This window comes from Nonomuraea sp. NPDC005983, from assembly GCF_040614375.1.
Taxonomy (GTDB): Bacteria; Actinomycetota; Actinomycetes; order Streptosporangiales; family Streptosporangiaceae; genus Nonomuraea.
In genome coordinates this window covers 1-10563 of record NZ_JBEXUP010000225.1, presented here as the reverse complement: position 1 = coordinate 10563, position 10563 = coordinate 1, and the positions used below count along the sequence as shown (strand labels likewise).

General features: G+C 71.7%; 10 protein-coding genes and 1 tRNA gene. 7 read left to right on the top strand and 4 right to left on the bottom strand.

The genetic code is table 11. From position 1 onward, the window contains the following. Positions 1 to 483: LuxR C-terminal-related transcriptional regulator (locus ABZ297_RS44885; protein ID WP_355360062.1), on the top strand; the 483-nt coding region annotated here is incomplete at its 5' end. Here the strand turns inward: ABZ297_RS44885 and ABZ297_RS44880 are convergent. Then, complete coding sequence (locus ABZ297_RS44880; protein ID WP_355360059.1) at positions 480 to 971, bottom strand: ATP-binding protein; 492 nt, start codon at positions 969 to 971, stop codon at positions 480 to 482. The two genes, ABZ297_RS44885 and ABZ297_RS44880, sit on opposite strands and share 4 nt — an antisense overlap. A 188-nt stretch (positions 972 to 1159) precedes the next feature. Between ABZ297_RS44880 and ABZ297_RS44875 the strand changes: the two genes are divergently transcribed. Further along, positions 1160 to 1627 carry an adenylyltransferase/cytidyltransferase family protein gene (locus ABZ297_RS44875; protein ID WP_355360057.1) on the top strand — a complete coding sequence of 156 codons (468 nt, stop codon included), beginning with the start codon at positions 1160 to 1162 and terminating at the stop codon, positions 1625 to 1627. Positions 1628 to 1763: 136 nt separating this feature from the next. Here ABZ297_RS44875 and ABZ297_RS44870 read toward each other — a convergent pair whose 3' ends face one another. Together ABZ297_RS44870 and ABZ297_RS44865 are read right to left on the bottom strand one after the other, a co-directional pair. Further along, positions 1764 to 2732: a magnesium transporter CorA family protein gene (locus ABZ297_RS44870; RefSeq protein WP_355360054.1), complete on the bottom strand. Its 969-nt coding sequence runs from the start codon at positions 2730 to 2732 to the stop codon at positions 1764 to 1766. Further along, positions 2733 to 3446 carry a DUF72 domain-containing protein gene (locus tag ABZ297_RS44865; RefSeq protein WP_355360051.1) on the bottom strand — a complete coding sequence of 238 codons (714 nt, stop codon included), beginning with the start codon at positions 3444 to 3446 and terminating at the stop codon, positions 2733 to 2735. Positions 3447 to 3531: 85 nt separating this feature from the next. Between ABZ297_RS44865 and ABZ297_RS44860 the strand changes: the two genes are divergently transcribed. The 5 genes from ABZ297_RS44860 to ABZ297_RS44840 all read left to right on the top strand — a co-directional run bounded on the left by ABZ297_RS44860 (position 3532) and on the right by ABZ297_RS44840 (position 7454). Then, positions 3532 to 3861, top strand: coding sequence for a hypothetical protein (locus ABZ297_RS44860; RefSeq protein WP_355360048.1), 330 nt, complete (start codon positions 3532 to 3534; stop codon positions 3859 to 3861). An 8-nt stretch (positions 3862 to 3869) separates the two neighbouring features. After that, positions 3870 to 4145 carry a hypothetical protein gene (locus ABZ297_RS44855; RefSeq protein ID WP_355360045.1) on the top strand — a complete coding sequence of 92 codons (276 nt, stop codon included), beginning with the start codon at positions 3870 to 3872 and terminating at the stop codon, positions 4143 to 4145. Positions 4146 to 4272: 127 nt separating this feature from the next. Next, entirely contained in the window at positions 4273 to 5607 is a 1335-nt protein-coding gene (locus ABZ297_RS44850; protein ID WP_355360042.1) for an MFS transporter, read from the top strand. Between the two features lie 113 nt (positions 5608 to 5720). Then, positions 5721 to 5797: transfer RNA gene (locus ABZ297_RS44845), tRNA-Pro, on the top strand. Between the two features lie 289 nt (positions 5798 to 6086). Beyond that, a complete protein-coding gene (locus ABZ297_RS44840; protein ID WP_355360039.1) occupies positions 6087 to 7454 on the top strand; it encodes a cytochrome in 1368 nt (455 codons plus the stop codon). Between the two features lie 256 nt (positions 7455 to 7710). Here the strand turns inward: ABZ297_RS44840 and ABZ297_RS44835 are convergent. Next, on the bottom strand, positions 7711 to 10563 hold a 2853-nt coding region (locus ABZ297_RS44835), incomplete at its 5' end, for a BTAD domain-containing putative transcriptional regulator (RefSeq protein WP_355360036.1).

The following is a 10563-nucleotide window of genomic DNA, read 5'->3' as shown; positions in this document are numbered from 1 at the left end:
TGGTGCGTGATCCCCCGGGGGGGGGGGCGGGGGGGGTACCGCGCGGGTTCTTTCCACCGGCACGCCCCCCGCCGCGTGGTGCCGGGCACCCAGCGGTGGCACGAGCCGGCGGCCGCCGGGCTGGCCCGCGCGTTCATCGACTCGCGCGAGCTGAGCCGCCACGGGCTGTGGCTCGACCGCGAGGGCCGCTGGCACGAGGTGCGCCTGCTCAGGGCCGGGGTCGGCTTCCAGGGGAGCCTGCAGGGCGCGGTCGTGGCCGGACGCCGGTGCGCGCTCCCGTACGAGCTGACGGGCCGGGAGGTGGACGTGCTGACCCGGGTCGCGGCAGGCGACTCCAACCCGCAGATCGCCACCGCCCTGGTGCTGAGCGTCCGCACGGTGACGACCCATCTGGAGCACATCTTCGCCAAGCTGGGCTGCGACAGCCGCACCAGGCTCACCACCAAGGCCCTGGCGGAGGGCCTGTGCCGCCTCGATCTCTAGTACAGCTCCACCCGCCGCTGCGGCGGCACCCGGACGTGCAGCAGCTCGAACCAGACGGTCGTCCTCCCGTTGACGCGGCTGAACCCCCAGCGGTGGCTGAGCGCCTCGATCAGCGGCAGCCCCCGCCCGCTCGTCGCCTGCGCGCCGGCGTGGCACGCGCACGGCGGCCCGTCCGAGCCGCCGTCCTGCACCCGTACCCACACGACGTCCCTGGCGGCCCGCACGGACACGGTGAACGATCCGCCCGCGCCGGAGCGCGTGTGCAGGATCGCGTTGGTGGCCAGCTCGCTGGTCAGCAGCACGGCGTCGTCGTAGAGCGGGTGGTCGCGTCCGAGCGCGGTGGTGACCAGCCTTCTCGCCCTGGACACCTGGGACGGGTTCCCCGGCAGCCGGACGACGAGATCATGGGAGCCGGGCTCGTCAGCCCCTTCGACACTGTGAAAGTCCGGCGGTGCCACGGCGTCCTCCCCGATGTGCGGCGACGTCATGAGACGCGCCACACCGGGCCGGGAGATTATCGCGAAAAGGTAGGAATGTTCTTGCCCATGGTCGGCTGCGCACCCGCGACGGCCGACCGAGTACGCTGCGATCGACGAGTCGACTAGGAGGGGTGCCCGCCTGTGAGGGAGCGCAGCAAGCCGAGCGCCCTGCTCGCGCGGCCGGTGGAGGAGGTCGCGTGAGCAGCCTGGAGGCCGTCTGGGTGCGGCCGTTCGACGAGCCGGGGGCGGCCGTCGTCACCGGGGTCTTCGACATCCTGCACGTGGGTCACGTGCGCTATCTCGGCGCGGTCGCGGCCCGCGGGCTGCCGCTGGTGATCGGGGTGGAGGACGACCCGCGGGTGCGCGCGTGGAAGGGGCAGAGCCGCCCGTTCAACCCGGCGGCGGAGCGGGCCGAGGTGCTGGCCGCGCTCCGCTTCGTGACCGGCGTGTTCGTCGTCACGGGCCCGCCCGAGGCGCACGGCCCTGAGGACTACATCGACCTGCTCGCCCCGATGCGTCCCGGCGCGCTCGCGCACACCGCTGGCGACCCGCACGCCGGTGGGCGCTGCGCCGCCGCCGCGCTGCTGGGGGCCGAATGCTGGGAGCTGGAGGCCATCCCCGACCGTTCGACTACCCGTATCGTCAATGCGGCGGGCAAGGGCTGAGCGCTACGGTGATTCGCATGCAGCGCGCTTGCGTCACAACGACGCCGGGCTCCGTCCCGGCGCGCTGACTCCATGCTTCCCGGGCGAACGCCCGGGAGCTGGTCGTTCGCCCCTTCCTGAAGGGGTTTCGCTCACGCTACAGCCAGTCCTTCTTCTTGAAGACGGCGTAGAGGCCGACCGAGGTGAGGGCCACGGCGATCACGGACATCCAGAACCCCCACGGCTGGCCCGCGCCCGGGTACGGGACGTTCTGCCCGTAGAAGCCGGTGATCGCCGTGGGCACCGCGATGATCGCCGCCCAGCTGGTGACCCGCTTCATGATCTCGTTCAGCCGGAAACCCTGCTGCGACAGGCGGGTCTCGCGCACGTTGGCCAGCAGGTCGCGCAGGGAGTCGGTCCATTCGCTCACGCGCAGCGCGTGGTCGTAGACGTCCTGGTAGTACGGCCTCATCTCGGCGGCGGGGACGAGGACCTGGTCGCGGCGGAGCAGCGTGCCGATCACCTCGCGCATCGGCATGGTGATCTTGCGGAACCTGGTCATGTTCTTGCGCAGCCTGTACATGGTGCGCTGCATCTCCCTGCCGTCGACGGGCTCCTCGCCGAACAGCGCCTCCTCCAGCGCCTCGGCCTTGCCGTCGAGATCCTGGACGAGGTCGAAGTGCCCGTCGACCACGCAGTCGAGCAGGCCGTGCAGCAGGAACGCCACCCCGTGGCCCGCCAGGCGGGAGGCGGAGTCCCAGCGCCTGGTCACCTCGCCGATGTCGAAGTGCGCGTTCTCCCTGACGGTGACCAGCGCGTTGCTGGTGACGAAGACGTTGATCTCGACGGGGTCGAGCACGTCCCCGTCGAAGTGCACCCCGTACACCGTGATGAACAGATGGTTGTCGTAGACGTCCAGCTTCGGGCGCTGGTGGTCGGTGACCACGTCCTCGACGGCCAGCTCGTGCAGGCCGAGTTCCTCCCCGATGACGGCGAGCTCGTCCAGGGTGGGCGAGCACAGGTCGAACCAGACGGTGTTCTCGGGGTCGGCGACGTGGTCGGAGACGTCCTCGATGGGGAATCCTTCCTTCTCGAGGACGCCGTTCCTGTAGAGACGGGTATGCACCTAGACGAGTTTGGCAAAGCGCAGCGCGTTCCGCACGGCCGCTCCCCCGACGTCGTTGTTGAAGTAGACGAACGTGTCGCTCCATCCGGCGTCCCGCACCCGCTTGCCCCAGGTGCGCAGCGACGCCTCACCGTACGAGGGCCTGGGCCAGGCGCGTCCCTCGTGCAGGCGTACGTACCCCCAGCGGGCGGTGCACCAGAACGGGTTCTGCGGCCTGCCGCCGCGATCGGCCCAGCACAGCGCGGCGCCGCGCGTCTCGAGCACCTGCCGCACCTCGTCGGTCCACCAGGACACGTGCCGGGGCTCCACGGCCACGCGCACGCCGTCGGGGAAGCAGCCCAGGCAGCGGTCGAGCCGCTCGGCGTCCACGTGCAGGGTCGGCGGCAGCTGCAGCAGGATCGGCCCGAGCTTCTCCTTCAGCCCGGCCACGGCGCGCATCAGCCGCTCCACGGGCTCCTCGGGGTCGGCGAGCCGCTTGATGTGGCTGAGGTAGCGGCTGGCCTTGACGGCCATGACGAACCCGTCGGGGGTGCGCTCGCGCCACTCGGCGAACAGCTCCGGTGAGGGCAGCCGGTAGAACGCGTTGTTGCTCTCCACCGTCGGGAACGTCTGGCTGTAGGTCTGCAGCCAGAGCCGCTGCGGGACCCCTTCCGGGTAGAGCACCCCGCGCCAGTCCCTGTACTGCCACCCGGAGGTGCCGACGAGCGTCCCCATGACCTGCGCCTACCCCGCCCGGCTAGGGATATCCCCAGGAGCCTCACTGATGCGCCGGACGGGGCTCGGCGCCTACGTTCGCCCCATGGCCATCACCAACATCCACAGCCGGGGGCTGTGGGCGGTCAGCTCCGGGCAGCACGAGATCTCCACCACCATCGCCAGGTCAGAGGGGCAGGGCAGCGCGTTCGCCGAGGCCGCGCTCTCCCGTGTCACGGGCGGGGGCGCCGCCTACGCCTGGATCTCGGGGGTCCGCTACCAGGCGAGCTCCGACGAGGTCCGCAACGAGATCGCGCCCGACCCCGACGGCGCGTTCAGCGCGCGGTGGGTGGCGAACTTCCTGTCGGTCACGGTCACCCTCAGAGTGGTCAACTGTTACGCGTTCGCCGTGGCCAAGCTGTCGCCCTGGGAATGACGGCGCCCATGTCCACCGAGCTGCACGTGCAGCGGATCCGCGTCTACTTCGACGCCGCGTCCGGCGAGATCGTCCATGTCCACCAGCTCGTCACGGAGACCGACGAGCCGCTCACCGAGCAGCGGATGGACGAGGAGATGGCGGCCCTGGAGGAGGTGCTGCGCCGGCGCCACCCGGCGGCCCTGGACTACCTCGTCGTGGACGAGGCCGCCATCGCCGAGGCGGTCGCCCCCGACGTCAACCTGAGGGTCGACGTCGAGGCCCGGGTGCTGCTGCGCTCGTGAGCGCCCGCAGGGCCGCCCCCTTGTCTCCGGGCCGGAGGCTCGCGCGGGCGCCACACGATCGTGGCATTTCCCTCCGTTGGAGGCGCCGTCTGCGACAGAAGGCGTTCCTGTGGGGAGTAATCCAGGCGTGGACCAAGAGCCGAGAATCACGGACATCTCAGCCCCCGCTCACCAGCCGACCGCTCCGACCTCCGTCCCCGGCGGGTTACGCCACTCCCTGCGCGCGTTCAGGCACCGGGACTTCACGATCTTCTGGTGCGGCGCCCTCGCGTCCAACACCGGCAGCTGGCTGAGCAACCTTTCGGTGCCTTACGTCCTCTACCAGATCACCGGAAGCGCGTTCTGGGTCGGGCTGGTGAGCCTCGCGCAGTTCCTGCCCGGAATCCTGCTGTCACCAGCGGGCGGCTCGCTGGCGGACCGCCGCAACCGCAAGCGGGTCCTGCTGTTCACACAGTCGGGGATGGCGGTCTCGGCGTTCCTGCTCTGGCTGATCTGGACGTCCGGCCCGCGGGAGCCGGTCGTCCTGCTGCTCCTGGTCGGCCTCGGCGGGGTGTTCGCCGGGATCAACATTCCGAGCTGGCAGGCGTTCGTCAGCGACCTGGTGCCCAGGAGCGACCTGCACTCGGCGGTGACGCTCAACTCCCTGCAGTTCAACGCCGCCCGCTCGATCGGCCCCGCGCTCGCCGGTCTCCTCCTGGCCGCTCTCGGCCCCGCCTGGACCTTCCTCCTCAACGCCGGGTCGTTCGCGTTCGTCCTGGCCGCCCTGTCGCTGATCCGCTTCCGGCACGACCGCCCTGCCCATCCGACCTCGGAGGGCGTCACCCGGCAGTTCCTGGCGGCGCTCGGCTACGTCCGCCGCCAGCCCGGCCTCGTCGTCTCGCTGGTGGTGTCGGTCCTGGTCGGGATCCTCGGCAACCCGATCTTCCAGTTCACGGTGGTCTTCGCCGAGAGCGTCTTCGACGTCGGGCCGGTGGGGCTGGGCATCCTCAACGCCTCGCTCGGCATCGGCGCCGTCATCGCGGCCCCCCTGGTCTCCGGCTGGAGTCACAAGGTCAGCCTCGGCCAGGTGGTGCGCTGGGGCCTGCTGACCTACGGGGCCGCCATCGTCGCCTTCGGAGCCGCCCCCGGGTACGTGTTCGGCGTGCTGGCCCTCATCGTCGTGGGCGGCAGCTTCCTGGCCGTGGTCAGCACGGTCAACACCGCGATCCAGGTCATCGTGGCCGACCACATGCGGGGCAGGGTGGTGGCCTGCCGGATCATGTTCTACACCGCGTCCTTCCCCGTCGGCGGCCTGCTCCAGGGGTCGGTCTCCGACTGGCTGGGCCCGAGGAGCGCCGTGTGCGGAGCCGGGGCCCTGATGCTGGCGGCCGCCGTGCTGCTGATGCGCTGGCGCGGCAGGGCTCAGCTGAGCCGCCTCGACGACCCCCACGACGAGACCCGCCTGATCAGGGCGCCGTCCTGAGCCTCTGGCGGGCCCCTCCGGCCTTGGTCTGAGTGGCACGGAGGGGTCCGCCGCTCTGATAGTGTTCTTCACGCAAGCCCGAGCGGAACCCACCAAAAGTTCCCAAGGCTTCACGGGACGTAGCGCAGCTTGGTAGCGCACCTGACTGGGGGTCAGGGGGTCGCAGGTTCAAATCCTGTCGTCCCGACCATCTTTCAATGGTCACAGGGGCTCGGAGATCATCCGGAGCCCCTTTTTCGTGTCTGGAGGCGCCGGGCCTGCCGCGTCGCCGTCATCTCACCGCACCCGTCACCCGCCGCGCCGCGACATATCTGGAAATTTCTCCATTTCGGACCCAGGCGGTGCGACAAAAACCCTATTTTGTCTTCCACGTCTGGGCCGGAACGCCTTGCGAGGCTTGCGAATGAGAGAGGTCGTGCATCGCCTTGATGCCTGACGCGTGGACCGCATCGACCCGTGAACCACTGTCGTCGCTGCCCGTGGAACCGCTCCTCACCAGCGACTACGACGCGCATCCCGGGCTCGTCCTCGAACGCCTGCGCGCCAGGTACGGGCCGGTGGCGCCGGTCGACCTCCTCGGGGTGCCGGTGTGGCTGGTCATCGGATACCCCGAAGTGCTGCGGGTCCTGCAGAACGAGGGCGACGTCTGGAGCAAGCGCCTCGACAACTGGCGGGCGAAGGCGGAGGGTCTGCTCCCACCTGACTGGCCCGTCCTCCCCGCCTTCGAGCTCAACAGCGTGGCCTTCCAGGACGGCATGACACTGCGCCGGCTCCGCGACACGTGGACCTCCGCGCTCGCGCCCTTCCAGGACCGCGGCCACCCCCAGGCCCGGATGCTGGAGGACGCGGTCAGACGATGCGCCGACGACCTCATCGGCCTGCTGCCGGAGGGCGGCTCCCGCACCGGCTGGGCCGATCTGTCCGCGCAGTACGCGCGACCGCTCCCGTTGATGGTCGCCAACCGTCTCTTCGGGTTCGAGACCGCGCGCGGCGACGACGTGCTCATGGACACCTGGCGCGTGCTCGACGCCGGTCCCGACGCGGCCGCGGCGTCGCAGCGGCTGTTCTCCGCGATGACGGACCTGGCCGCCGCCAAGATGAGCCGCCCCGCCGACGACCTCCCCTCCTCCATGCTCGCCGCCAATCCGGACTTCACCGTCGACGAGCTGGCCCGCGAGCTCCTCATGCTGCCCGGGGTCGTCGGCGACATGACCGGAGGCCTGATCTGCAACGCGATCCTCGAAGTGATGACCAATCCCGACGTCCGATCGAGCCTGTCGGCGGGGATCATCGAGGAGACCGTGAACCGGGTCGCGCTGGCCAACCCGCCGATGGTCAACCTCACGTTCCGTTTCCCGACAGTGGATGTGCGGTTGGGGCGCTTCATCATCGCCGCGGGCGATCCGGTCATGCTGTCCGTCGCCGGCGCCCACTCCGATCCGTCCTTCGAGAAGGCGATCGACCCGCAGGCCGTCCGCAGCACCCGCGCCCACCTGGCCTGGGGCGCGGGGCCGCACGCCTGCCTCGCCCAGCTGCTGGCCACCCGCATCACCACCATCGCCGTGGAGCGGCTGTTCGAACACGTCGGCAGGCTGCGGCTCGCGCTCCCCGCCGACCAGCTGCCGTGGCGTTCGTCCCCCTTCATGCGGGCGCTGCGGTCCCTGCCCGTCGAGTTCGAGCTCGCTCAGAGCTACGTCCCACCGAACGACGCCGAGGAGGACGAGGCGGGCGAGCCGGCAACGCAGGCCGCGCCCACCACGGAAGAGCAGGCTCCGCGCTCCGCGCTGCGGCGCTTCCTGCGGGGGCTGGCGCGGCGAGCGTCAGGGAGCCCGAAGAGGCCCGGCTAGCCACCGATAGGGTGTCCACGAGGTCTCCGTGCAAATGGTCTTCTTGGTCGTTGACTCATCTACCGGAGACCTCTTCTGTTGTCGATCTACGACATCCGGTGGTCGAAGTGCAGCGGAACGAAAACGTACGCTAAGCCCGTTCCCGCAGATCAAATGTGGCCGGAGCGGATCGGCGCGGCCAGGCTGGAGACGTTCGAGAAGCAGCAGGGCGAGCCGGTGGGCTTGCTGCCAGCGCGCGTGGACACGCCCGGCTGGATCACTCGGCATCGGGGTGAGCCGTCCTGAGTTCCCGGCGCAGCCGGGCCGGGTCGACTTCGGTCACGGCCGTCTTCCCGTCCAGCTCCCAACCCTGCCCGTACGCCGCGGCGAAGGCTTCCTCGCCCAGCGCGGCCCGCCCTCGGCGAGTGAGCTCGTGAACGTGCCGATCGGTGCGGTCGTGAGCGCCGCGCAGCCGGGAGGCGGCGCCGAGCAGGACGGCCGACTCGTGATGCCGCCCGTGCGCCTCGGCGAGCGCGGCCGCGTTCACCGCCACCAGCGACAGGATCGGCAGGTCCCGAGTCTCCAGCGCCGCCGCGTACGCCTTCGCCAGCATCTTCTCCGCGCCGGCCAGGTCACCCGTCTCCAGGCAGAGCGCGGCCCGTACGCTGCCGACCAGCGTCCGCGCGTGGTCACCGGGGAACGTGGTGTCGCCGCGCAGACCCCGTTCGGCGTCGTCGAGCAGTTCCCGCGCCCGGCCCAGGTCGCCGAGCCGCACCTGGAAGACAGCCTCCCACGCGTCGACCAGGGCCGGCATCCCCGGCGAGTTCGCGCGCAGCGCCCGCTCCCGGGCCGAGTCGATCACCGCGATCGCCGAGTCGGTGTCGCCGCGCCGCAGGTGCAGGTCGATCCAGCGCAGGTCGAGGAGCACCTCGTCGCTGAGGTTGAGCGAGCCGAACTCGGCGGCCAGCGACCGGGCCTCGCGCAGGTCGGCCAGCGCGCCGTCGAGGTCGTCGTCGTACTGCCGCAGCTGGGCGCGCATCGGCAGCACGGTGACCTGGCCCCAGCCGTCGCCGGCCTGCCGGAAGCAGGCCAGGGCCGCCTCCACGTCGGGGCGCATCTTGTCGAGCTCGCCCGCGTTCTCGGCGAACTGGGCCCGGAACATGCGGGCTAGCCCAGACAACCAGACGTCGTCGCGGTCGGCCAGGCGCTCGATGATCGCGAACGCGGTCTCCTCCTCCTGTAGAAACGCGAGCGTGGGCGCGGTGAGCGCGCCGTAGGGGCCCGGCAGCTCCGGGTAGGCGAGCAGCCGGTCGGCCAGCTCGCGCAGCTGTGTCTGGTCGTCCGCGGCCTTCTCGGCGATCCTGCCCGGCCAGGTGTCGACCCGGTCGATCAAGGAGATCACCTGAGCGCAGTCGCGGTCGGGCGTCGGCTCGCCGCCGGGCACCGCCAGTGCCTTGCCCAGCCAGTAGGCCGCGTCGGGGTGGCGGCCGAACATGTGCCAGTACCAGGTCAGGTTCAGGGCGAGAGCGACCGCGCCGGGGGCGTCGCCGGTGTCGCACCGCCGGCGCAGGGCGGCCAGCGCGTTGTCGTACTCGGCACTGATGACTCGCATGGCCGCCAGCTGGCCGGGCCCGCGCAGCTGCGGGTCGCACCGGGCCATCAGCTCGGCGAAGTAGTCGGCGGCCAGGTCGCGGACGGTACCGAGGTCGCCCGTCTCGGCCAGGCGGGCGGTGCCGTACTCGCGCAGCGTCTCCAGCATGCGGTAGTGGCCCGGGTCGGGCGCAAGCTGCAGCAACGACCGGTCGACCAGGCCCGCGAGCAGCTCGGGGATCTCGGCAGCCGGCACTGCGGTGCCGGCGCAGACCGCGGTGGCCGAGGCCGGCGTGACGCCGCCGGGCAGGATCGAGACGCGTTCGGCGACCGTACGCTCGTGCTCGCTCAGCAGCTGCCAGCTCCAGGCGATGACCGCGCGCAGCGTGCGGTGCCGGGGCAGCGCGGTGCGGCTGCCGGTGGTGAGCAGCCGGAACCGGTCTGACAGCCCGTCGGCCAGCTCGGGCAGCGACAGCGTCCGCAGCCGGGCCGCGGCCAGTTCCAGCGCCAGCGGCATCCCGTCCAGACTGCGGACCACCCGCCGGACCTCGGGCAGCGTCGTCTCGTCCACGTCGAAGCCGGGGCGCACGGCCGCGGCCCGCTCGGTGAACAGGCGTACCGACGCCGCCCACCGAGCCTGCTCGACGCCGTCGTCCGGCCCAGGCAGCGCGAGCGGGCCGAGCGGCACCAGCGCCTCGCCGTCGACCGCGAGGGGTTCGCGGCTGGTGGCGAGCACGCGCAACCCGGAGCATCGGGACAGCAGTGCCGCGACCAGGTGGGCCACGGCGTCGATCAGGTGCTCGCAGTTGTCGACCAGCAGCAGGATCTCCCGGCCACCGAGCTGGTCGACGAGTACGTCCAGCTCGTCGCCCTCGACCCGCATCCGGGCCTCGAACATCGCGCCGCCGCGCAGCCCGATCCCGGCGAGTACGGCCGCGCCGACCTTGGCCGGTTCGGTGACCGAGGCGAGGTTGATCATCCAGGCGCCGTCGCCGTACTCGTGGCGGTGGCGGCGGGCGGCCTCGACGGCGAGGCGCGTCTTGCCGGCGCCGCCTGGACCGAGCACGGTGACCAGGCGCCCGGCGGCGAGCAGCGTGTCGATCCGGGCGAGGTCGTCGTCGCGCCCGACGAAGCTGGTCAGCGGCGCGGGCAGGTTACTCGGCCTGGTCTGCGGGGCGTCCGGGGCGGGCCGTTCGGCGCGCAGCAGGTTCAGGTGGCGCTCGTGCAGGGCGGCGCCCGGGTCGGTGCCGAGGACGTCGGCCAGGGTCTCGCGGATCCGCTCGTACAGGGCCAGGGCCTCGGCCTGGCGACCCTGGGCGGTGAGCGCGTCCATGAGCAGCGCGGCCGCCCGCTCGTGGACGGGGTGCTCGGCGAGCAGGGCGGTCAGGCGGTCGGCGGCCGCGTCGGCGCGGCCCAGGGACAACTCGGCGGCGGCGAGGTCGGCGACGGCCTCGACCGAGGCGTGGGCCAGGCGGGTCGCGGCGGCGGGCGCTACCGCGGCGACGACCGTGGGCTCGGCGCCGGGACTGTCGCCCCACAG

Excerpts from the sequence above, each read along its gene's own strand:
- ABZ297_RS44860 (WP_355360048.1), top strand. The coding sequence starts at position 3,532 with ATGGCCATCACCAACATCCACAGCCGGGGGCTGTGGGCGGTCAGCTCC.
- ABZ297_RS44880 (WP_355360059.1), bottom strand. The coding sequence starts at position 971 with ATGACGTCGCCGCACATCGGGGAGGACGCCGTGGCACCGCCGGACTTT.
- ABZ297_RS44855 (WP_355360045.1), top strand. The coding sequence starts at position 3,870 with ATGTCCACCGAGCTGCACGTGCAGCGGATCCGCGTCTACTTCGACGCC.
- ABZ297_RS44865 (WP_355360051.1), bottom strand. The coding sequence starts at position 3,446 with ATGGGGACGCTCGTCGGCACCTCCGGGTGGCAGTACAGGGACTGGCGC.